We start from the raw sequence: 22,392 nt of genomic DNA on the forward strand, positions 1-22,392 counted from the left end.
TCAGTTAGTCGGCCTGGGCCTTGATGGCCTCGAGCACGGCGGTTACCGTTTGCTCGAAATCCATTTCCGAGGAATCCACGGTGGCCACCCCGTCGGCGGCGACGTGGAAGTTCACCACGGTCGAGTCCTTGGCGTCGCGGGCGAGCACCTGGGCCTCGAGCTGGGCATCGGACTGGGTTCCGCCCAGCTGCAGGCCGCGGCGGCGCAGGCGCGCCTCCTCGGAGGCGGTGAGCAGGATGCGGGCGTCGGCGTCGGGGGCCACCACGGTGGTGATGTCCCGGCCCTCGGCCACGATGCGCGGGTGCGCGGCGATGATGGCCCGCTGCCGGGCCACCAGTTCCTCGCGTGCTGCCAGGTTGGTGGCGACCGCGGAGACGGCCTCGGAGACGAACGGCTCGCGGATCGCCTCGGTGACGTCGGTGCCGTGGATGGTGACGCGTTCCACGTCGGGATCCGTGGAGATGAACAGGTCCGCGGCCTTGACCGCGGCGGCTACCGCCTCGGCGTCGGTCAGGTCCGTTCCGGCATCCAGCGCATGCCAGGTCACCGCGCGGTACATCGCGCCGGTGTCGAGGTACGCGGCGTCCAGGCGGCGGGCGGTCTCCTTGGAGACCGAGGACTTTCCGCTGCCCGAGGGGCCGTCGACGGCCACCGTGATTTTCTGCATTACTGCACAACCTTCCATCCAAGTGCGCTCAGCACCGTGATCAATTCTTCCCGGCGTCCGGGGATGACGGAGATGTCGACCAGCCCGACCTGGTGCCCGGCGGAGTGTTCCATCCGCAGGTCTTCCATGTTGATGCCGGCGTTCCCGACGTCGGCCAGCAGCCTGGCGACCTGGCCGGGCTTGTCCTTGACCACGACGGTGACCAGGGCGAAGGCTTGCGGCGGGGCGCCGTGCTTGCCCGGGATCCGGGCCTGCCCGGCGTTGCCCTCCCCCATCAGCTCGGCGAGGTCAAGCAGCGCGCCGGGTGCCGAGGGCGCCTCGAGCGTGCCGATGAGCCGGTCCAGGTCCTCGCGCATGCCGCGCAGGATCGGCACCAGGGCCCCGGCATTGTGGCTGAGGATCTGGATCCACAGCTTCGGGTCCGACGCGGCGATCCGGGTGGTGTCGCGCAGCCCGTTGCCCGCCAGCGCCAGCGAGTGCCCCGGTGCGTTCAGCAGCCGGGAGGCAATCAGCGAGGAGGCGACCTGCGGGAAGTGCGAGATCAGCGCGACCGCGGCGTCGTGGTCCTCGGCCTTCAGGCGCGCGACCGTGGCGCCCAGGTCGATGGCCAGCGCCTCGGCGGTCTTCACCGAGTCCCCGCGCGATCCGGCATGGGCGCAGATGACCCACGGCATGGAGGTGAACAGCTCGCCGCGGGCCGATGCCGGGCCGGAGCGCTCGCGCCCGGCCATCGGATGGGTGCCCACGTACCGGCCCAGGTGCTCGGCGGTGATGCGCTCATCGGCCCGCACGGCATCGAGGATCGAGCCCTTGACCGAGGCGATGTCCACCACGGTGGACATCGGGAAGTCGACCAGGGCCTGGGCCACGACGGCGGCCGTGACATCCGGCGGGGCGCCGACGACGACCAGCTCGGGCGCCAGCGGGCGCCCGGGAACGAAGATGGTGCCCGCGCCGATGTCCTGCGCGACGATTTGCGCGCTGGGCGAGGGGTCGGAAAGCCAGACGTTCAGTCCGCGCTGGCTCAACCCCAGCCCGACGCTGGTGCCCAGCAGCCCGGTGCCGATGACCAGAATCGGTCCGGCCAGGTGCGTGGTGGGCATGTGGCTACATCCCCACCATTGCCAGCAGGTGCCCGACTTCCTGGTTGCCCAGCGGGCGGATGGTGCCCTGCTTCTGGTCGCCCAGGCGGATCGGACCGACCTGGACACGGACCAGGCGGGTCACCGGGAAGCCGACCTCCTCGAAGAGGCGGCGGACGATGCGGTTGCGGCCCGAGTGCAGGATGACCTCCACGAGCACGTAGCCCGGGGTGGAGTCGATGAGGCGGAAGGAGTCGACCGACTGCCAGCCGTCCTCCAGCTTGATGCCCTTCTTCATCTGCGCGCCGATGCCCGAGGGCAAGGGGCCGCGGACCTGCACCAGGTAGGTCTTGGGGACCTCGTAGGACGGGTGGGCGAGCCGGTTGGCGGCCTCGCCGTCGTTGGTGAGGATCAGCAGGCCCTCGGTCTGGTAGTCGAGGCGCCCGACGTGGAAGAGCCGCGACTGGCCCTGCTTGCGGATGAAGTCGGAGATGCACTTGCGGCCCTCGGGGTCCTCCATGGTGGAGACGACGTTGCGCGGCTTGTTGAAGACGAAGTACTTCATGTCGGCGTTCAGCTGCAGTCGCATGCCGTCCACGTGCACGGTGTCGCGCTCGGGATCGATGCGGATGCCCGGCTCGGTGATGAGCACGCCGTTGACCTCGACGCGGCCGCCGGCGATCATTTCCTCGCAGACGCGGCGCGAGGCCACCCCGGCGTTGGCCATGACCTTCTGCAGGCGCACGCCCTCGAGGTCCGAGTGCGCGGCGGCAGCCTGTGCCCGCTGGGTCGGCTTGGTGCGCTCGGCGTTGACCGGGCCCAGGTTCTTGCCGAAGCGTTCCTTGCCGAAGGCCTGGGGGCCGGTGTACTTCTTCTTGCCCGGAGCCCCGGCCTTCTTGCCCTGCTTGGGTCCGCCGTGTGCCTTGGACCAGGAACCGGTCGAAGACTCGGAACCGGACTCGGAGCCCGAACGCGGGTTTGACGAGCGTGGATTTTGGTTGGAACGGCCAGCACCGGTTGCTCCTCGGCCGCGGCCGTTGCCGGAGCCGGAGCCTTGTGGGCGCTGGTTGCCGCGGCCTGGGCGGGATCCCTGGTTCATGATCTGTCCTTATGTTGTTTCGTGGTTCGCCTATTGCCAGGGCGAATCAACGTCGTAGTCGTCGATGTCACCCACTCCGGGAAGATGCGGGGAGAGCCTGGGCAGCTCGGAAACGCTGCCCAATCCCAATCTTTCCAGAAAGTACGAGGTGGTCTGATACAACGTGGCACCACTTTCACCGTCGTCGGGTGCTTCGTGGATCAGCCCGCGCGTCAGGAGAGTGCGCACCACCGAATCGACGTTGACCCCGCGAATCGCCGCGATCCTGCCGCGGGAGACCGGTTGCCGGTAGGCGATCACTGCCAAAGTTTCCAGCGCTGCCTGGGTAAGTCTTGCCGTTTGGCCGTCGATGACGAAGCGTGAAACGAAGGGAGCAAAATCACGTCGGGAGAAGATGCGCCAGCCGCCGGCCAATTCACGCAGCTCAAAACCGCGTGGTGTATCCCCACCATCATACTGTGCCCGCAGCTTTTCAAGGGCCGCTGTGACGCGTTCCTCACCGACCTCGAGCACCTGCGCCAGGTGGCCGGCGGAGATGGGCTCGTCGATGACCATCAGCACGGCCTCGATGCCGGCCTCCAGCCCCCCGGGCAGTGCGTCGACGGCCGCCTCGGCGGCCTCCGGCACCCGTCCCGTGACTGGCTCGGCTACGTGGTTCATGCTTTTTCCCCCTGGGAGGCTTGCGCCGAAGTGGTGGATGTCTCTAACGGTTCGGCGGCCGCGGGTTCGTATTCCTCGCGCAGCGCGGCCGGGTCCCAGTCGGCATCGGGTGCCAGCCAGCGCACGTTGAGTGCATCCAGCGGCGCGTCCTGGGAAAAGGCGATGACCTGTTCGCGGTACATCTCCAGCAGCGCGAGGAAACGGGCGACGACCTCCAGGTGGCTGGCGGCGTCCGCAACGAGGGCCGTGAAGCTCAGCGAGCGGTGTTCCTTGAGCAGGGCGGCCAGGATCCCCGCCTGTTCGCGCACCGAGACGGTGCCGCCGTGCAGGTGCCCGATCCCCACCTCGGTGGGTGCCGGGGCCTTCGGCGCCAGGGCCGCGGCGGCCAGTTGCGCCAGCGCCTTGGGGCTGGTCTTGAAGACCAGTTCGGGCAGCAGGGCGGCGAAGTGCGCCTCCAGGCCCGCCTGGCGCGGGAAGCTGGCGGCCTCCTCGTGCAGCTTGTCGGAGATCCAGCCGGCGGCGTGCTTGAACGCCTTGTACTGCAGCAGCCGGGCGAAGAGCAGGTCGCGGGCCTCGAGCAGGGCCATGTCCTCGTCGTTTTCGATCTCGCTGCCCGGCAGCAGGCGCGACGCCTTGAGGTCCAGCAGCGTGGAGGCGATGACCAGGAACTCGGTGGTCTCGTCCAGCGCCTTGGATCCGGCGCGCCCCTGGAGCAGCTTCAGGTAGGCGATGAATTCGTCGGTGACCTCGGCCATGGCGATCTGCGTGATGTCCATCTCCCGCTTGGCGATCAGCGAGAGCAACAGGTCGAAGGGGCCGGAAAAGTTTTCCAGGGAAACCCGAAAGCCACCGGCCGGATCGTCGGGGACGATCCTGCCGGTGGCGGTGTCTTCGGCGGCGGGTGCCGTCATTACGGGGCGCCGCCGCGGGAGATCAGTTCCCTCGCGAGCTGGCGGTAGGCCTCGGCGCCCGGGTGCGCGGCCGCGTAGGTGGTGATGGGTTCGGCCGCCACGTTGGCGTCGGCGAACTTGATGGTGCGGCGGATCACGGTCTCGAAGACGGTGTCGCCGAAGGCCTCGACCAGCCGTCCGACGACCTCGCGGCCGTGCAGCGTGCGCGGGTCGTACATGGTGGCCAGCACGCCGTCGATGGCCAGGGCGGGGTTCAGCCGGTCCTGGACCTTCTCGATGGTCTCCACCAGCAGGGCGACGGCGCGCAGTGCGAAGAACTCGGCGGTCAGCGGGATGATGACGCCGTGGGCGGCGGTCAGCGCGTTGACGGTGAGCAGGCCCAGCGAGGGCTGGCAGTCGATGAGCACGATGTCGTAGTCGTCGGTGACCGAGCGCAGCGCGCGCTCGAGGACCTGTTCGCGGGCGACCTCGTTGACCAGCTGCACCTCGGCGGCAGAGAGGTCGATGTTGGCCGGCAGCAGGTCCACGTTCTCGACGTCGGTGGACAGGATGGCGTCGCGGATCTCGGTCTTGCGGTCCATCAGCACGTTGTAGACGGTGACGTCGAGCTCGTGCGGGTTGGTCCCGAAGCCGGCGGACAGGGCGCCCTGCGGGTCGAAGTCGACCAGCAGCACCTTGCGGCCGTATTCGGCCAGGGCCGCGGCCAGGTTGATGGTGGAGGTCGTCTTGCCGACCCCGCCCTTTTGGTTGACCATGGCGATCACGCGGGCCGGGCCGTGGGATTCCAGTGGCATGGGCTCGGGGAAAATCGTCATCGGGCGACCCGTGGGTCCCAAGGGGGTTGGCTCCTTGAGCAAACCCGCGCCTCGCGACTTGCTGCCCTGTTCCTCGCTCACGGTATGAACCACGCTTCCGTTCGTTGTGCGATCTGGTTGACTACTTCAATCAAGGGTATAGGTTGCGCACCGGCCTTTGCCGAATCGGGCCCACGGCGAGCCTTTACCTTGAAGTAGAGGTGGAATGTTAGGTGCGGCGTCCCGCAGCGACGCGACCGCGCCACCGGGCCTCCCGGGCCGGGGAGGTCCGGCGCCGATTCACCCTCCGCGGCGCCGGACCGTCGCACGGCCCGGCGCCGCGGAGGGCGATGGTCAGGGAAGCCGCGGGAAGGCGGCCTCGAGGGCGTCGAGATCCGCGGCCAGCGTCGGGAGCACGGCCTCGCGTTCGAGGCGGTCCCAGTCCAGGGCGGCAGCCCCCTCGGCCGGAAGCTCGACGGACATCACGCGCTCCGGATCCGCGAAGGTGCTGAAGAAGTCCCGGAACTTGAACTCCCCGCCCACGAGCGAACCGGCCGGAGGCCTGATCCACACCCACGGCACGCCATAGGCCTGGGCGACGATCAGGCCGTGCAGCGAGGTCGAGAAGCACACGGAGGCCCCCGCGATCGCATCCGCGACGCGGTCCGGCGTCTGGGCGACATCCACGGTCCGCACGTTTGCGGGCAGGGCACCGCCCATCTTGGAGACGTGGGCGTAGTGCAGGCACAGGGCGATCCCTCCCGGCTCGGGGGCCGGCCGGGGCGTGTAGTGCCTGCCCAGCAGCAGTGCCGGGTCCCCGAAGACCTCCGGGACCTCCCACCCGAGCTTGGTGCGCAGCTCGGCGGCGGTCAGCCGTCCGCGCACCGCGTGGACGGCCCGGGGCTTCCGGTCCGCCAGGCGGGACGCGGTGGCATCGTCCAACGGCTCGATCAAGCCGCTGCCCCACACGTCCAGGCCGGGGCGGTCCAGGTGGTTCAGCAGCGACCCGACGCCCACGACGCCGCGCCGTCCCGCCTTCTCGCGCTTGATGTTGTCGACGGGGCGGCCGGTCATCAGCTCGGCCAGCCAGGGGCCCACGGCATCGCCGAAGTTCACCCGGCCCTCCCACCAGTAGTAGGGAACGGCCCCGTCTCCGGTTCGGTCGGCGAGCCGCCCCGACGCGTTGGAGGCCCAGGCCAGGGCGAGTTCGACCGTGCCGCCCTTGAGCATGCGCACGTTCAGGTGGTGGCCCTGGGCGCCCCGAAGCGGCTCGAACGACACGGCGTAAACCAGCTTGCCGACCTTGACCTTGGGCGCGAGCGGGACATGGCCCGATTCGGGCACCGCGATCCAGCAGGTGGCTCCCTCCGGGCCCGTCGGCACCGCCGTGCCCAGCCCCGTGCCGTCCGGGCGCTGCAACTGCGCCCGCTGCCCCGGGCCGAGGCCCGAAAGCTGGATCCCGGCGTAGGTGACCCCGTCCTGGACCACGACGTCCATTCCGGCCACGCGCGGGGCCGAGGGGTCCCGGTGGACCGTCCCCCCGACGTCGAACGTGAGGTTCTTGTAGTTTGCGTTGAAGTAGGCGACGGCCCGCGGCGGCATGTCCGTGGCCGGCCAGTCCGCGCTCCACTTGGCGTCGGGAATGTTGCCCGGCTTCTTGCCAAAGCGCACTTCCTCCGACGCGTCGCCGGTGGTCACACGCAGGAACGGACCCCACGCACCACGCCCCATCCCGGTCGCCGGCCCGACGGTCGCGCTGAACCAGGCCCATGCCGTGGCACCGCGGGTCTCCCGGCGCGTGATCCGCGCCTCGACGGGATGCTCCTCGCCGGTGGCGCGTTCCACCACGCGCAGGCTCAGGTCCCCGACGGGCGCGTCGACGCCCAGCAGCGCGGCGCGGCCGGTCAGGGTGAACCCGTCCGGGCCGCCCGCGATGCCCAGCAACTCGGTCTTGGGCCTGATGGCCCCTGCACCGGTGAGGAGATGAGCGGGCAGGTGGCGTTCGATCTCTGCCGGAAGGCACAGCGCCAGCCGCCCGTCCCGGACGGCGTAGAGGGCGGTGCCGGAATCGGCGACAAGCCGGTTGAAGTCCAGCAGCATCCGGGCCGGGGCGTTGAGCAGCAGGTGGTAGCGCACCTGCAGGTCGTGGGCACAGTATGCGGCCACGCCCGGGGAGTAGGCGTCCGCCAGCGATTGGCGGGCACCGGCGGCGAACCGTTCGATTCCCTCCGCGTCGGCCGTGTTCACGAGCCGCTGGACCGCGGAGGGAAGCGTGGAGGTGAAGACGCGGCGCATGAGCCGGTCACGGCGGGCGCCGGGACCGGTGTACTCCAGGATCACCGCGGCCAGGCGGGATGCGGTCTTGAGCTTGTCGTCGAGCGTCTGCTTTCGCGACGTGAGGTTCTGTCCGTCGTCACGTTGGCGGACCATGACGTAGTCGCGGTCGGCGAGAATCGCGAGGTGCCGCGCGTTGAGGTAGGCCGCCGCGGTGAACGGCTGGTCCTCCCCGATCCATTGGTCCTCCGCGAAGCGCGCACCGAGCTTTTCGAGCAGGCTGCGCCGGAACATCTTGACGGGTCCGAGGCTGTCCCACGCGTTGGAGTCGATGAGGTCCGCGTCCAGGGTCGTCTCCCGGAACATCTGGCTGGGGACATGGCGCCCGTTGATCGAGCCGAAACGCCCCAGGGCGACGTCGCCGCCGCCCCGCTCGAGCGCGTCCGCCATGCCCTCCATGGCTCCGGGGGTGAGGACGTCGTCGGCGTCGAGGAAGAACACGAACTCGCCCCGGGCCATTGACAGGCCCGTGTTGCGGGGCCGGCTCGGCCCGCCGGAGGGTTCCTGGTGGAGCACCCGGAGCACGGCGTGGAGCTCGGCGAGCCGGTCCAGGGCCTCGCCGGTGCCGTCGTTGGAGCCGTCATCGACCACGATGACCTCGAGGCCGCCGGACTCGAGCTCCTGGACCACCGCCGACTCGACGGTCTCGGTGATGTAGTCGACGCAGTTGTAGGCGGGGATGACGATCGAGACGCGAACGGCCCCGGGACGTGCGCGGCGCAGGCGGGACAGGATCACTTGGACACCGCCATATCGGCCGCGTGGGCGCCAATGGCCCGGTAGAACTGGTCCATCGCGTCCTGGTTGTATTCGTCGGGGTCGAAGGCCTGCACCTTGATGCCGTCCCGCAGGTAGGCCTCCATGCCGGAGGCGAGGGCGTCGACATCACGGTCGACGACGAGGCCGACCCCGGGCGGCACGGAACTGCCGACGGATCCGAACGCCGTCGTGATGATGGGCAGGCCGAGCGTGCGGGCCTCGAGGATGACCATCGGCTGTCCCTCGTAGTCGCTGGAGAGCACGAAGCAGTCCGCGTTCTTCATCAGGATGTACGGGTTGTCCTGCTGGCCGGCGAAAACGACGTTTCGCTGGACCCCGAGGCTCGCTGCCACGGAGCGCAGGTTGGGCTGCAGGGGACCACTGCCGATCAGCAGCAGGCGCGTGTCCGGGTAGCTGGCGTGGACCTTGGCGAAGGCCCGGATCAGGCGCTCCTGGTTCTTCTCCGGCGACATGCGGCCGACGGTGACAAAAGTCGTCTTGTGGGCGTCTTCCGCGGGGAAGTGCTTCGCGAGCGTCGTCGCGCGCCGGACCTGGTCCTGCAGGACCTCCGGGCCGAATTGCACCGCGAGGCGCTTCAGGGCGTCGGCCAGGTGGGGGCTGTCCAGCACGACCGAGTCGTCACCGGCGGGTTCCGCGGTCATCCGCTCCACGCGGCCCTCGTCGATCGTGTTCACGGCCGAGTCGAACTTGCCCTCCGCAGCGAAGGCGGCCAGGTGCTCCCGGTTCACGTCCGCGAGGTCCGCCGAGACGGAGACGAGGCGGTCGAAGTCCTTGTACGTCGTGAAGACGGCTTCGAGGTGCTTCTTCATCGTCAGCTTGCCGTTGACGTTGCGTCGGGAATCGGACATCAGGTCGTTGTGGAGCCAGATCGTGTGCATTTTCGCCTTGCCGCGCAACAGGATGAAGTCCCAGAACGGCCCATAGCCGCTGAAGTCGACGATGTAGTCGAACCGGCTGTCGCCGAAGCAGCGGCTCCACTCCCGGTCCCAGACGGGGTCCGGGGACGCGCGGTGGTCCCGGCCCGGCTCGAGGCCGGCCTCCAGCTGCTTCTTGTAGCGCGTGCGTTCGGCGAACGTGACGTTGAGCCCGCCTTGGCGCGGGAACTGGCGGGCGCGGGGGTCGATCAGTCCGGCGTTCTTCTTCCGGTCGGCGTTGCGGCTGTAGGAGTAGAGCACGGAGACGTCGTAGCGCTCGTAGTCGATGTTGTTCAGCAGGTTCAGCGCCGAGGTCGTGATGCCGTTGGAGGACATGCCGCCAAGATAGAGCAGGATCGACTCGCGCCCGTCGGCGTGGTCCCGCACGGTTCCGCGCTGTTCGATCCCGTGGAAGACCTGGTCCACCACGCGGCGTGACGATTCACCGTCCTCGAGGGCGACGAACTCCCGCCGGGCGGACTCGTAGCGCTCGCACCACGGGCCGTCCTCTCCGGCGGCGAAGCCAAGGATACGCGCCGCAAGCTCGTCGGTGGTGCGGCTGACCGGTCCCGGCAGGGCCTCGGGCCCGTCGTATGTTCCACGCGTCTCCTCGTAGTCCTCGAGGTCCGGGATGTGGAAGGCGACCGGCCGTCCGGTGGCCAGGAAGTCGTAGAACAGACTCGAGTAGTCGGTGACCAGCACGTCGGTGAGTCCGAGCAGCACGTTCGTCGGCAGGGCGTTGGGGACCAGGCGGCCCGCCGCTTCCGGCGTTCCCGCGGCGGCCCGGTACACCGTCTGATGGACCTTCAGAAGCACCTGGTAGCCGGGACCGAGGCGGTTCTCCAGCTCCTCGACGGCGCCGAGGAGCATTGTGGCGTCGTTGGCCGGGGAGTAGAAGGAGGCGCCTTTCCACGTGGGCGCGTAGACCACGGTCTTTCGCCCGTCGAGGGCGATCCCCGCGTCCGCCAGTTCCGCGCTTGCCCGGGCCCGGTCGGTGTCGGTGACCCGCTGCCGGTCGATCCGCGGGTAGCCGCACTGCAGCAGCGCACCCTCGAAGATGTTCGTCATCCGGTACCCGCGCAGGTACATGTCCCGCATGCGCTCGTTTCCGGCCACGAGATAGTCGGCCTGGACAAAGTTGCGCACGATGTTTCGCGTGTCCGGGGCACCGTTCTCGACGTCGTACCCCATCTTCTTCAGCGGGGTCCCGTGCCACGCGTTGATGTAGGTCTGGCCGGGGCGCTTCATGAACTCCCAGGGGAACGTGGCGTTGTTGATCAGGTACTCGCTTGTCGCGAGCGCCGCGAAGTAGGCCGGTGAGCGGTACTTCACGAAGCGGACACTGCGGTCGCCACGGTATCGCGCGACGGTTTCCGCGTAGTCCTCGAGCGACGAGAGCACCCAGATGTGCTTCAGGTGAGCGGTGTCCGGGCGCGACTTCAGCTCGTGGAAGAGGGCCTCCGGGTTGCACAACATCCCGTTTCCGGAAAAGGACTCGTACAGGACGGTCCCCCGGCGGATCGGGAGCTTCAGGGCGGTCGCGTAGGCCTCGGATGCGGCGGCCTTCCGCGCCTTCTTGGCGAGCTTCTTGAGCGCTTCCTTGGTGTTCAAATCGGTGTGTCCTTCGTGGTGGGGGGCTTCTGGCGGCGGCGGCGCTCGGCCGGGTTCGCGGAGGAACCGGCTGAGGCTATCCGGCGTGCGCATAGTCTCCCCGACGTGGGGTTCGTCGAGGGCGCTGGGCACTGGCTTCTCCTCTGTGGTCGTCATGCCCATGGTCCTTGGCAGGCAGGAAGGGGGCCTCGATGTGGACCCCTATTCGTCGACCTTGCCCTACCGATTCTACTGAATGCCGGTTACGTGAACGCCGCATTTCTCGGCGTCGGCGCGGTCCGGGGCACCGTGCAGGCCCCGGTGCCGGCCTCCTTCGCGGGCCTGTTTGGCCTGGCCCCGGGGGCTGCCCGGGGGTTGCCCGAGGGCAGGTCGGGCGGCCTGCGCGAAGCCGACACGACAGCTCGGGAACGGCCGCCAACGCCCCCACCCCGGGGGGCGACCAGCGGGCCAAAAAGCGAGCGCAGGCCAACCGCCCGGGACCCAAACGACGGCGCCGCCGCACCCGTGCCTCGGGTGGGGCGGGTGCGGCGGCGCGGCCGGTGGAGCAGCTGGTGCTAGTGCTCGTTGGCGGTCAGCGAGAGCTCGTCGAAGGGACGGTCCCCGGCAAGCACCGAGCGGGCCTGCTCCATGTCGATCTCCTTGGTCCACTTGCCGATCAGCAGCGTGGCCACCGCGTTGCCGGTGAAGTTGGTCAGCGCGCGGGCCTCGGACATGAACTTGTCGATGCCCACGATTACGCCCATGCCGTCAAGCAGTTCCGGGCGGTGCGACTGCAGGCCGGCGGCCAGCGTGGCCAGGCCGGCGCCGGTGACCCCGGCGGCGCCCTTGGAGGCGACGATCATGAAGACCAGCAGGGAGATCTGCTCGCCGATGTTCATCGGCATGCCCATGGCGGTGGAAACGAACAGTGCGCTCATGGTCAAGTAGATCGCGGTGCCGTCGAGGTTGAAGGAGTAGCCGGTGGGAACCGTGATGCCCACGACCGGCTTGGAGACCCCGGCGTGTTCCATCTTGGCGATCAGGCGCGGCAGGGCGGACTCGGAGGAGGAGGTGGAGAAGATCAGCAGGTACTCGCGGGCCAGGTACTTCATCAGGGCGAAGATGTTCAGGCCGGTCACGGCGCGCAGCAGCGAGCCCAGGACCACGATGATGAACAGGGCGCAGGTGACGTAGAAGGCGCCCATGAGGATGGCCATGGAGCCGATGGCTGCCCAGCCGGTGGCGCCGACGACCGCGGCGATGGCGCCGAAGGCACCGATCGGGGCTGCCCACATGATCATCATCATCAGGCGGAAGACCACGGCCTGGATGTTCTTGATGGCACCGAGCACCGGCTCGCCGCTCTTGCCCATGGACTGCAGGGCGAAGCCGACGAAGAGCGCCAGGACCAGGGTCGGCAGCACCGGGATGTCGCCCGGGATCAGCTCGAGCAGGAACTTGACGGTGGCGTTTTCGGCGCCGCCGGCGGCGCCCTCGTAGGGCTGCAGCTTCAGGCCGGAGCCCGGGTGGACCAGGTTGCCGACGAACAGGCCGATGGCCAGGGCGAAGGTCGACATGGTGATGAAGTAGAGCAGTGCGAGCCCGCCGACCTTGCCGACCGTGGCGGCCTTGGCGATCGAGCCGATGCCCAGCACGATGGTGCAGAAAATGACCGGTGCGATGATCATCTTGATCAGGGCGACGAAGCCGGTGCCCAGCGGCTTGAGCGCCTTGCCGAGGTCCGGGGCCACCAGGCCGATGGTGGCGCCGGCGACCACGGCAACGATCACCATGATGTACAGCCAGTGGGTGCGGTCCTTCTTGACGGGTGGTTCCTGGTTCCCGATCGGGTCCTTCTCCAGGACTCCGCTCGATGCCGGCGTCGTTGCCATGATGGCTCCTTCTAGGAATGGTGCTGCGGTGTGGGTGTGCGGGCGCCCTGGGGCGCCGTGGGCTCTTCATCCATGGTGGGGCCCGAAGTGATGGAGATCTCTCTTGTGTTCATAATGGTCATGGCGCGTTTGTTGACGTGCCACCCTTGAGGAGCGCGATGTGCGCCGCCGACGGACCACCAGAAGGGGGAAGGCCGCCCATGCCACCAGCCGAGAGCCGATCCCCCGCCGCGCATCCGCGCGGCCGCGGCCCGTATTCGCTGGCCGCGCGCATCTTCGTCGCCCAGCTGGCCCTGGTGGCCCTGGTGGTGTCGGTGGTCAGCGCCGCCGGGTACCTCAACGCCCGCGCCCAGGCGCACGAGTTCGCCGCCAAGCGCGTGCTCTCGGTCGCCGAGACCCTGTCCCACGATCCGTTCGTGATCCAGGCGGTGCAGCGGCCCGACCCCTCGGGGGTGCTGCAGCCCTTCGCGGCGCAAATCCTGGAACACGCCCAGGTGGATTTCGTGACCATCATGGACACCGACCGCACCCGCTACACCCACCCCACCGCCAGCGAGATCGGGCGCAAGTACGTGGGCAGCGTCGAACGCGCCCTGGCCGGTGCCAGCGAGGTGGAGGACTACCCCGGCACGCTGGGGCCCTCGGTGCGCGCCATCGCCCCGATCCGGGACGCGGGCGGCACCGTGGTCGCCATGGTCTCGGTCGGCGTCACGCTGCAGTCGCTCAGTGTCACCCAGGCCGCGTTGATCCCGGCAACGCTGCTGGTGGGCCTGCTGGCGGTGGGGCTCGGCGGCGCGTTCACCTACGCGCTGAGCCGCTACCTGCGCCGCGCCACCCTGGGCTACGGCCCGGAGGAGCTGCGCCGGCTCTACGCCTACTACTTCTCCGCGCTGCATTCGCTGCGCGAGGGCCTGGTGCTGGTCGATGCCAAGGGCCGCCTGGTTCTCTACAACGACCAGGCCGCCCAGTTGCTGGGCCTGCCGCCGGCCGGGTCGCTGCGCCCGCTGCCGGTGGTGCAGGTGGGCCTGCCGGAGACCGTCGCCGAGCTCTTTGCCTCGGGCCGGCGCGCCACCGACGAGATCCACCTGACGCAGAACCGGGTGCTGGTGATTTCCCAGCAGAACGCCGAGCAGCCGGATTCGGAGCCCGGCGCGCGCGTGCGCTGGACGCTGCGCCGCAAGGCGGTGGAAAGCTCACTGGGCACCGTGGCGACGCTGCGCGACCACACCGAGGTCCAGGCGCTGACCGGGCAGCTCGAATCCATGCGCACGCTCACCGAGGCGCTGCGCGCCCAGACCCACGAGCACGCCAACCGGCTGCACTCCGTGGCGACGCTGATCGAGCTCGGCCGCGAGCGCGAGGCCCTGGAGTTCGCGGTGGCGGACCGGCAGGAGTCCCAGCGGCTCACCGACGAGTTCGTGCAGGCCGTCGACGAGCCTTACCTGACCTCGCTGCTGGTGGGCAAGGCCGCGCAGGCCCACGAGCGCGGCATCACGCTGACCATGTCCGCCTCCGGGCACCTGCCCACCGGCGCCCTGGACGCCAGGGACCTGGTGACAATCACCGGGAACCTTTTGGACAACGCCTTCGATGCCGCGGCCGGGTCCGAGCAGCGCCGGGTCTGGGCCGATTTTGCCGCCGACGGGGACTCCGTGGTGGTCTCGGTCGCCGATTCCGGGCCCGGCGTGGACCCCGACCTGCTGGACGAGTACTTCCGCCTGGGCGTCTCCTCCAAGCCGGTGGTCCCGGGCAGCGGATCTCGCGGGCTGGGCCTGGCGCTGGTGCGCCAGGCGGTCGCGCGCCTGGGCGGGTCCCTGGAAGTGGATAATGATGCCGGGGCCATCTTCACCGTGACGATTCCGCTGGCCCCCGGCGCACGCCCCTCGCCCTGAGCCGCGGGACGCCCCGCAGGCCCGATGACCCCGCACCACCAAGCCCCAGGAAGCACCGGTACATGGATCCGCACAGAGACCTTCGCGTTCTCGTGGTTGACGACGAGGCCACCACCGCCGCCGCACACGCCAAGTTCACCGCCCGAGTCCCCGGCTTCACGGTGCACGCCGTCGCGCACAGCGGCGCCGAGGCCTTCGCCGCCCTCGATGCCGCGCAGGAGGCGGGCACGCCCATCGACCTGGTGCTGCTGGACATGAACCTGCCCGACCTGCACGGCCTGGACGTCGCCCGGCGGGTCCGCGGGCGCGGCAACACCGTGGATATCATCGCGATCACCGCGATCCGGGACCTGAACGTGGTGCGCACCGCCATCTCCGCGGGCGTGACCCAGTACCTGATCAAGCCCTTCGGCTTCGCCGCGTTTTCCGAGAAGCTGGAAAACTACCGCAACTTCCGCCTGAACCTCCGCACCGCGGGCTCCTCCGCCTCGCAGGAGTCGATCGACAACGCGTTTGCCGCGCTGCGCTCGGCGGGGCCCGCCCCGCTGCCCAAGGGGCTGATCACCGAGACCCTCGGCGCCATTGCCGAGACGCTGCGCTCGGCGAGCGCGGCGCTCTCGGCCACCGAGGTTTCCGAGCTGCTGGATCTCTCCCGCGTCACCGCGCGGCGCTACCTGGAGCACCTGGCCGAGCGCGGGCAGGCGGACAAGGCCCCGCGGCACGGGACCCGGGGCCGCCCGGAGTACGAGTACCGCTGGCGCCGGACGGGCTGAGGCTCCCGGGACGGTCCCCCGGGAGCCCCGGTCCAGGTTCGCCTAGCCGGCGGGCCGCAGGAACGGGAGCAGGTCCTCGATGACCGCCGGGTCCTCGATGGTGGAGGGCACCGCGTAGGCCTTGCCGTCGGCGATCTGCCGCATGGTCTTGCGCAGGATCTTGCCCGAGCGGGTCTTGGGCAGCGCCGCCACGATGCGCACCTCGCGGAAGTCCGCGACCGGTCCGATGTGTGCCCGCACCATGGCGACCAGTTCGCTGCCCAGCTCGTCCTCGGAGATCCCGGCCCCGCTCTTGAGCACCACGTACCCGCTGGGGCGCTGTCCCTTGAGCTCGTCCGCGACCCCGATCACGGCGCATTCGGCCACCGCGGGGTGGGAGCCCAGCACCTGTTCCATGGCACCGGTGGAGAGCCGGTGACCCGAGACGTTGATGACGTCGTCGGTGCGGCCCATGACGAAGAGGTAGCCGTCCCGATCCAGGTAGCCGGAGTCCCCCGTGGCGTAGTGGCCCGGGAACTGCTCCAGGTAGGTTTCGATGAAGCGCCGGTCGTTGCCCCACAGCGTGGCCAGGGTGCCCGGGGGCAGCGGGAGCTTGATGGCGATGTTCCCCTCCTCGCCCGCCGGCACCTCGGCGCCGAGCCCGTCCAGGATCCGCACGTCGTAGCCGGGCACCGGGACAGTGGGCGATCCGGCCTTCAGCTCCAGGACTTCGAGCCCCACGGGGTTGGCGGCGATGGGCCATCCGGTCTCGGTCTGCCACCAGTTGTCGATTACCGGCACCCCGAGCTTTTCCCCGGCCCAGGCGTAGGTGTCGGGGTCCAGCCGCTCGCCGGCCACGAAGAAGTTCTTCAGGCTGGAGATGTCGCGCTCGGCCAGCAGCTCGGCGTTTGGGTCCGCCTTGCGGATGGCGCGCAGCGCGGTGGGCGCGGTGAAGAAGGTGTCGACCCGGTGGTCCTCGATGAGCCGCCAGAAGGCCCCGGCATCCGGGGTGCCCACGGGCTTGCCCTCGTAGAGCACGGTGGTGGCCCCGGCGATCAGCGGACCGTAGACGATGTAGGAGTGCCCGACCACCCAGCCGACATCGGAGGCCGTGAGCATGGTGGATCCCGGTCCCACGCCGTAGACGTGGCGCATCGAGAAGTCCATCGCCACCGCGTAGCCGCCGGAATCGCGCACCACGCCCTTGGGCGAGCCAGTGGTTCCGGAGGTGTAGAGGATGTAGAGGGGGTGGGTGGCCGGCACCGGGACCGCTGCGGCGGGTGCGGCCGCCGCGGCCAGTTCGTCCCAGTCGTGCCAGGTGGTGTCGGTGCCCGCGTATTCGCTGCGCTGGTGCGCGAAGCCGTCACGGTGGGTGACGATGACGGTGGAGATCTTGTGGCTTGCCGTCTCAATGGCCTCGGCGACGGCGGGAAGGTATTCGATGCGGCGCGAGGGTTCGATGCCGCCGGTCGCGGTGACGATGGCCGTCGGGGTGGCGTCGTCGATGCGTGCGGCCAGTTCCTTGGGCGCGAAGCCGCCGAAGACCACCGAGTGCACGGCGCCGATGCGCGCGCAGGCCAGCATGGCGATGTGCGCCTGCGGGATCATCGGAAGGTAGATCAACACGCGGTCTCCCACGCCGATCCCCTGGTCCCTCAGGACACCGGCGAATGTCTCGACCTTGGCCAGCAGCCGGGCGTAGCTGAAGCGTTCCTGGATGCCGAGCACCGCGGAGTCGTAGACCAGTGCCGTGTTTTCCCCGCGGCCGGCCGCCACGTGGCGGTCCAGGGCGTTGTGGCAAACGTTGAGGACCCCATCGGGGTACCACGCGTAAATCGGTGCGCGGCTCTCATCCAGCCCGGTCGCGGGCGGGTGCTCCCAGTCGATTGATGCGGCCGCATCGAGCCAAAAGGCTGCGGGGTCGCTCTTGGCTTCGGCAAATTTCTGCGCGTAGGTCGGTGCCATGCGAACCGTCCATCCATTCGTGTCGCTTGCTTATTCGGGTCCCACCGAGCATATGACTGCCGCCACACATTTTCAAGATCGATGTATACACAAAACCAATATTTCCGGATCAAATTCCATCGATCGCGTGACTTTGCGGGTTTTCTGTATACAATTGATGGCATGAGGGCAAGCGACAAGGCCTACGAGGCACTGCGAACGGACATCGTCGAATGGCGGCTGCGTCCCGGTGCCGTGCTGGGCGAGGTGGAACAGGCCGAACGCCTGGGTGTTTCACGCACCCCGTTGCGCGAGGCCCTGGCCAGACTGGTCGCCGACGGGCTGGCCGTGCAGCAGCGCGGCCGCGGCGCGGTCGTCTCGGACGTCTCGCTTGAGCACGTCGATGACCTCTTTGCCTTGCGCCGGGCCCTTGAGGTCGAATCGGCCCGGATTGCGGCGCGAAACGCGGAGCCCGCCACCTTTGCGGCGCTGCGTTCCCGCTTCCTGGAGGCCGGACGCTCCACCGACCCGGAAACCCGGGAGGCCTACTACCGGTTGGCCGGCGAACTTGACCACAGCATCGACACCGCGGTGGACAACCCCTACATCGAGCAGGCGCTGCGCTCCCTGCGGGTGCACCTGGCCCGGGTCCGCCGCCTGGCCCAGGACGACCCCGAACGCCTGGCCACCTCGGCCCTCGAACACGCCGCCATCGCCGAGGCCATCGCGGCCCGAAACCCGGAGGTCGCCGCGGCGGCCACCCATTTGCACCTGCACCACAGCCTTGAACACATCAAAACCCATGCCGGTTCCAGAGAGGACACCTAAATGATCAACCACCCAGTACGCGTCTACCGCAGCGAAGAAAACCTTGCCCGCGAGGACCAGCTCGCACACAAGATCGCCACCGTCGCCGCCGACCCCGTAGAGGTCACCGCCGAGGTCACCGAGATGATCATCAACCGCATCATCGACAACGCCTCCGTTGCCATTGCCTCGCTGAACCGCGGCCCCATCGTCGCCGCCCGCGCCCAGGCGCTGACCCACGCCCCGTCCACCGGCGGCAAGGGTGCCTCGGTCTTCGGCATCCCGGAGAAGGTCTCCCCCGAATGGGCGGCCTGGGCCAACGGCGTGGCGGTGCGCGAGCTCGACTACCACGACACCTTCCTCTCCGCCGAGTACTCCCACCCGGGCGACAACATCCCGCCGATCCTCGCGGTCGCCCAGCACACCGGCGCCAGCGGCAAGGACCTGATCCGCGGCATTGCCACCGGCTACGAGATCCAGGTCGACCTGGTCAAGGCCATCTGCCTGCACAAGCACAAGATCGACCACGTGGCGCACCTGGGCCCCTCGGCCTCCGCCGGCATCGGCACCTTGCTGGGCCTGGACGTCGAAACCATCTTCCAGGCCGTGGGCCAGGGACTGCACACCACCACCGCCACCCGCCAGTCGCGCAAGGGCGAGATCTCCACCTGGAAGGCCCACGCCCCGGCGTTCGCCGGCAAGATGGCCGTCGAGGCGGCCGACCGCGCCATGCGCGGCCAGACCTCCCCGGTGCCGATCTACGAGGGCGAGGACGGCGTCATCGCCTGGATGCTCGACGGGCCGGACGCCGCCTACGAGGTCCCGCTTCCGGAGGCCGGCGAGGCCAAGCGCGCCATCCTGGACACCTACACCAAGGAGCACTCGGCCGAGTACCAGGCGCAGGCCTGGATCGACCTGGCGCGCAAGCTCAACCGCGAGCACCCGGAAGCCGCCGACGCGAAGAACGTCGCCTCCGTGCTGATCAAGACCAGCCACCACACCCACTATGTGATCGGCTCCGGCGCGAACGACCCGCAGAAGTACGACCCGACGGCCTCGCGCGAAACCCTGGACCACTCGATCCCGTACATCTTCACCGTCGCCCTGCAGGACGGGTCCTGGCACCACGTGGACTCCTACTCCCCGGAGCGCGCCGGCCGCCCCGACACCGTGGAGCTGTGGAACAAGGTCACCACCGAGGAAGACAAGGAGTGGACCCGCCGCTACCACTCGCTGGACATCAACGAGAAGGCCTTCGGCGGCTCGGTGGAAATCACCCTGAATGACGGCACCGTGATCACCGATGAGATCGCCGTGGCCGACGCCCACCCGCTCGGTGCCCGCCCGTTCGCCCGCGAGCAGTACATCAACAAGTTCCGCACCCTGGCCGCCGGCCTGGTCGCGGACGACGAGATCGACCGCTTCATCGCCGCGGCCGAGAACCTGGAGAAGCTGGGCGCCGGCGAGCTGGACGCGCTGAACATCGTGGCCGCGCCGGGCGTCATCGACCTTGCGGCCGCACCGAAGGGACTGTTCTAGGCCATGTTGTATTCAACTGTCACCCCCGAGCAGAAGCGACTCGCCCTGCGCGAGATGCTCGTGCCGGGAACCGCGCGCCAGTTCCCCGGGGCATTCAACCCGCTCTCGGCGAGGCTGATCGAGGAAAAGGGCTTCGACGGCGTCTACGTCTCCGGCGCCGTGCTGGCCAACGACCTCGGCCTGCCGGACATCGGGCTGACCACGCTGACCGAGGTCGCCACCCGCGCCGGGCAGATCGCCCGGATGACCGACCTGCCGACCCTGGTCGATGCCGACACCGGATTCGGCGAGCCAATGAACGTGGCCCGCAGCATCCAGGAACTCGAGCACGCCGGCCTGGCCGGCTGCCACATCGAGGACCAGTTCAACCCCAAGCGCTGCGGCCACCTGGACGGCAAGAACGTCGTCGACCTGGACACCATGGTCAAGCGCATCGCCGCCGCGGCCGACGCGCGGCGGGATCCGAACTTCCTGATCATGGCACGCACCGACGTGCGCGCCGTCGAGGGCCTGGATGCGGCGATCAACCGGGCCAAGGCCCTGGTGGATGCCGGCGCCGACGCCATCTTCCCCGAGGCCATGAAGGACATCTCCGAGTTCGAAGCCGTCTGCAAGGCCGTGGATGTCCCGGTGCTGGCGAACATGACGGAGTTCGGCAAGTCCGCGCTCTTCACCCGCCAGCAGCTGGCCGATGTCGGCGTGGCCATGGTCATCTACCCGGTCACGCTGCTGCGCAGCGCCATGGGCGAGGCCGAGCGCGTGCTCGATGCCATTGCAGCCGACGGAACGCAGGAGTCTCGGGTAGATTCAATGTTGACTCGTGCTCGCCTGTACGAGCTGGTTGACTATGAGGCGTATAACCGCTTTGACACCGGGATCTTCAATTTCCAGGTTCCGGATCTGGATATCCACTCAAACAACGCGAATCTGTAGGAATCAGGAGCCAAGTGATGACTGAAACTGAGATCAAGAAGGGCCTCGCCGGGGTCGTTGTCGACTACACGGCCGTTTCCAAGGTGAACTCGGAAACGAATTCGCTGCTTTACCGTGGATACCCGGTCCAGGACTTGGCCGCCAGGAAGAGCTTCGAGGAAGTGGCGCTGCTGCTGTGGAGCGGCGAGCTGCCCAGTGAAATCGAGCTCACCGACTTCGTGGCCGCAGAGCGCGCCGGACGCCTTCTGGCCTCCAACGTCAAGGCCGCCATCGACCTGCTGCCGCTGGATTGCCACCCGATGGACGTGGGCCGCACCGCGGTCTCGGTCATCGGGGCAAACCATGCACTGGCCGAGGACTCGTCCCCGGAGGCCGAGCTGATCAAGGCCAAGGAACTCTTTGCCGCGTTCCCGGCCGTGGTCGCCTACGACCAGCGCCGCCGCCGCGGGCTGGGCGTCGTCGAGCCTCGCGAGGACCTGGACTATTCGCAGAACTTCCTGTGGATGACATTCGGCGAGGAGGCCGCCCCCGAGGTGGTCGACGCGTTCCGCGTATCCATGGTGCTCTACGCGGAGCACTCGTTCAACGCCTCCACGTTCACCGCACGCGTGGTGACCTCCACGCTCTCGGACCTGCATTCGGCGGTCACCGCCGCCATCGGCGCGCTGAAGGGCCCGCTGCACGGCGGGGCCAACGAGGCCGTGATGCACACCTTCCAGGAGATCGGGATCGACAAGAACGAGTCCCGGGAGGATGCCGCGGCACGCGCCAAGGCCTGGATGGAAGACGCCCTGGCGGCGAAGAAGAAAGTCATGGGCTTCGGCCACCGCGTCTACAAGCACGGCGACTCGCGTGTCCCGACCATGAAGGCCGCGCTGGACAAGATGATCGCGCACTACGGCCGCAGCGAGATGCTGGGGCTCTACGACGGCCTGGAGACGGCCATGGACGAGGCCAAGGGCATCAAGCCCAACCTCGACTACCCGGCCGGACCGACGTACCACCTGATGGGCTTCGACACCGACATGTTCACGCCGATCTTCATCGCGGCGCGCATCACCGGGTGGACCGCCCACATCATGGAACAGCGTGCCAGCAACGCGTTGATCCGCCCGCTGTCCGAATACAACGGCCCGGAGCAGCGCGCGCTGTAGCCGCGGGAAATGGCCGCTTGGCGGGAGGCAACTTGCCCCCGCCGGGCGGCCATTGCCGTGCCCGGCATTGCCAGAAGATGATCGCACTCTCCCCGTTTCTGCCTGCCCGGTAGCGGCGCAGCCGGGCGTTGAGCCCGGTGCCGGAGTCGTCGTCCCCGCCCGGAACGACGACTCCGGCACCGCGGTTCCCACCCGTCCACCGTGGTGGTGCCCCAGCGTAGGCGTGCACCCATGACCGGGAAATTACGTGCACGGGATTTCCCGCACGTCTCCGGCGATGCCCTAGTTTTCACCCACGAGCCCGCCGTGGGCCCAGAAGAGCAGCGGCACGTCGCGGCCGCCGTTGGCGGCGACGAATTCGGGCAGGTGGCGTGCGAAGGTCACCTGGATGTCCTGAGGGGTAGTGCGCATTTGTCCGCCGCTGGAAAAACGGCTGTCCGAGAGGTTGACCAGGTGGGGCTTGTGCGCCTGCGGGTCGCTTCCCGCCGGAAGGGCGGCTGGCGCCGCGCAATCCCCTCGGGGCCCGTTCCCCGGGCCGTCAGCAAAACCATTGATCCGCTCCTGTCAGGTGCCGTGCGATGGATACCTCAGCACCAGCATGGACCGCCGGACATTACCGGACCGTTTCCGATCAGCACGGCGTGGGGG

The 22,392-nt window shown here is 68.8% G+C and carries 17 protein-coding genes; 6 read left to right on the forward strand and 11 right to left on the reverse strand.

The genetic code is table 11. The features are described from left to right. Positions 1–4: 4 nt before the first annotated feature. The 9 genes from cmk to ACIPVK_RS17440 all read right to left on the reverse strand — a co-directional run bounded on the left by cmk (position 5) and on the right by ACIPVK_RS17440 (position 12,723). Positions 5–667 (reverse strand): (d)CMP kinase, encoded by a 663-nt coding sequence (cmk, locus tag ACIPVK_RS17400; protein WP_407613239.1) that lies wholly within the window; start codon positions 665–667, stop codon positions 5–7. Continuing rightward, entirely contained in the window at positions 667–1,770 is a 1,104-nt protein-coding gene (locus tag ACIPVK_RS17405; protein WP_407613240.1) for a prephenate dehydrogenase, read from the reverse strand. The genes cmk and ACIPVK_RS17405 overlap by 1 nt, the downstream gene beginning before the upstream one ends. 4 nt (positions 1,771–1,774) lie before the next feature. Further along, on the reverse strand, positions 1,775–2,848 hold the full coding sequence (locus tag ACIPVK_RS17410) for a pseudouridine synthase (RefSeq protein ID WP_407613241.1): 1,074 nt from the start codon (positions 2,846–2,848) through the stop codon (positions 1,775–1,777). 30 nt (positions 2,849–2,878) lie between these two features. Further along, positions 2,879–3,508: an SMC-Scp complex subunit ScpB gene (gene scpB, locus ACIPVK_RS17415; RefSeq protein ID WP_407613242.1), complete on the reverse strand. Its 630-nt coding sequence runs from the start codon at positions 3,506–3,508 to the stop codon at positions 2,879–2,881. Further along, positions 3,505–4,419 (reverse strand): segregation and condensation protein A, encoded by a 915-nt coding sequence (locus ACIPVK_RS17420; RefSeq protein ID WP_407613243.1) that lies wholly within the window; start codon positions 4,417–4,419, stop codon positions 3,505–3,507. The genes scpB and ACIPVK_RS17420 overlap by 4 nt, the downstream gene beginning before the upstream one ends. Beyond that, entirely contained in the window at positions 4,419–5,315 is an 897-nt protein-coding gene (locus ACIPVK_RS17425) for a ParA family protein (protein ID WP_407613244.1), read from the reverse strand. Before ACIPVK_RS17425 ends, ACIPVK_RS17420 begins: the two co-directional genes overlap by 1 nt. Before the next feature lie 252 nt (positions 5,316–5,567). After that, positions 5,568–8,285: a glycosyltransferase gene (locus ACIPVK_RS17430; protein WP_407613245.1), complete on the reverse strand. Its 2,718-nt coding sequence runs from the start codon at positions 8,283–8,285 to the stop codon at positions 5,568–5,570. Then, positions 8,282–10,852, reverse strand: coding sequence for a CDP-glycerol glycerophosphotransferase family protein (locus ACIPVK_RS17435; RefSeq protein ID WP_407613246.1), 2,571 nt, complete (start codon positions 10,850–10,852; stop codon positions 8,282–8,284). The genes ACIPVK_RS17430 and ACIPVK_RS17435 overlap by 4 nt, the downstream gene beginning before the upstream one ends. Positions 10,853–11,406: 554 nt before the next feature. After that, the gene (locus tag ACIPVK_RS17440; protein WP_407613247.1) at positions 11,407–12,723 is read right to left on the reverse strand and encodes a cation:dicarboxylate symporter family transporter; all 1,317 of its coding nucleotides are present in this window, start codon (positions 12,721–12,723) and stop codon (positions 11,407–11,409) included. 200 nt (positions 12,724–12,923) lie between these two features. Here ACIPVK_RS17440 and ACIPVK_RS17445 point away from each other — a divergent pair, with 200 nt between their 5' ends. Together ACIPVK_RS17445 and ACIPVK_RS17450 are read left to right on the forward strand one after the other, a co-directional pair. After that, complete coding sequence (locus ACIPVK_RS17445) at positions 12,924–14,615, forward strand: ATP-binding protein (protein WP_407613248.1); 1,692 nt, start codon at positions 12,924–12,926, stop codon at positions 14,613–14,615. Between the two features lie 62 nt (positions 14,616–14,677). Then, a complete protein-coding gene (locus ACIPVK_RS17450) occupies positions 14,678–15,388 on the forward strand; it encodes a response regulator (RefSeq protein ID WP_407613249.1) in 711 nt (236 codons plus the stop codon). Between the two features lie 42 nt (positions 15,389–15,430). Here the strand turns inward: ACIPVK_RS17450 and ACIPVK_RS17455 are convergent, their stop codons facing one another. Continuing rightward, positions 15,431–17,332: an AMP-binding protein gene (locus ACIPVK_RS17455; protein WP_407613250.1), complete on the reverse strand. Its 1,902-nt coding sequence runs from the start codon at positions 17,330–17,332 to the stop codon at positions 15,431–15,433. A gap of 162 nt (positions 17,333–17,494) precedes the next feature. Between ACIPVK_RS17455 and ACIPVK_RS17460 the strand changes: the two genes are divergently transcribed. Genes ACIPVK_RS17460 through ACIPVK_RS17475 form a run of 4 tightly spaced genes read left to right on the forward strand, consistent with a single transcriptional unit; the run spans position 17,495 to position 21,744 of the window. Beyond that, positions 17,495–18,139: a GntR family transcriptional regulator gene (locus tag ACIPVK_RS17460; protein WP_407613251.1), complete on the forward strand. Its 645-nt coding sequence runs from the start codon at positions 17,495–17,497 to the stop codon at positions 18,137–18,139. Next, positions 18,140–19,657 (forward strand): MmgE/PrpD family protein, encoded by a 1,518-nt coding sequence (locus ACIPVK_RS17465; RefSeq protein ID WP_407613252.1) that lies wholly within the window; start codon positions 18,140–18,142, stop codon positions 19,655–19,657. Positions 19,658–19,660: 3 nt separating this feature from the next. Continuing rightward, the gene (gene prpB / locus ACIPVK_RS17470; protein WP_407613253.1) at positions 19,661–20,590 is read left to right on the forward strand and encodes a methylisocitrate lyase; all 930 of its coding nucleotides are present in this window, start codon (positions 19,661–19,663) and stop codon (positions 20,588–20,590) included. A 17-nt stretch (positions 20,591–20,607) separates the two neighbouring features. Then, the gene (locus ACIPVK_RS17475; protein ID WP_407613254.1) at positions 20,608–21,744 is read left to right on the forward strand and encodes a bifunctional 2-methylcitrate synthase/citrate synthase; all 1,137 of its coding nucleotides are present in this window, start codon (positions 20,608–20,610) and stop codon (positions 21,742–21,744) included. Positions 21,745–22,026: 282 nt separating this feature from the next. On the opposite strand, the gene ACIPVK_RS17480 is transcribed toward ACIPVK_RS17475, so the two are convergent. Beyond that, positions 22,027–22,155 (reverse strand): hypothetical protein, encoded by a 129-nt coding sequence (locus ACIPVK_RS17480; RefSeq protein ID WP_407613255.1) that lies wholly within the window; start codon positions 22,153–22,155, stop codon positions 22,027–22,029. Positions 22,156–22,392 lie beyond the last annotated feature (237 nt).

It is taken from the genome of Paeniglutamicibacter sp. MACA_103 (assembly GCF_045798555.1).
In the GTDB taxonomy this organism is placed as follows: domain Bacteria; phylum Actinomycetota; class Actinomycetes; order Actinomycetales; family Micrococcaceae; genus Paeniglutamicibacter.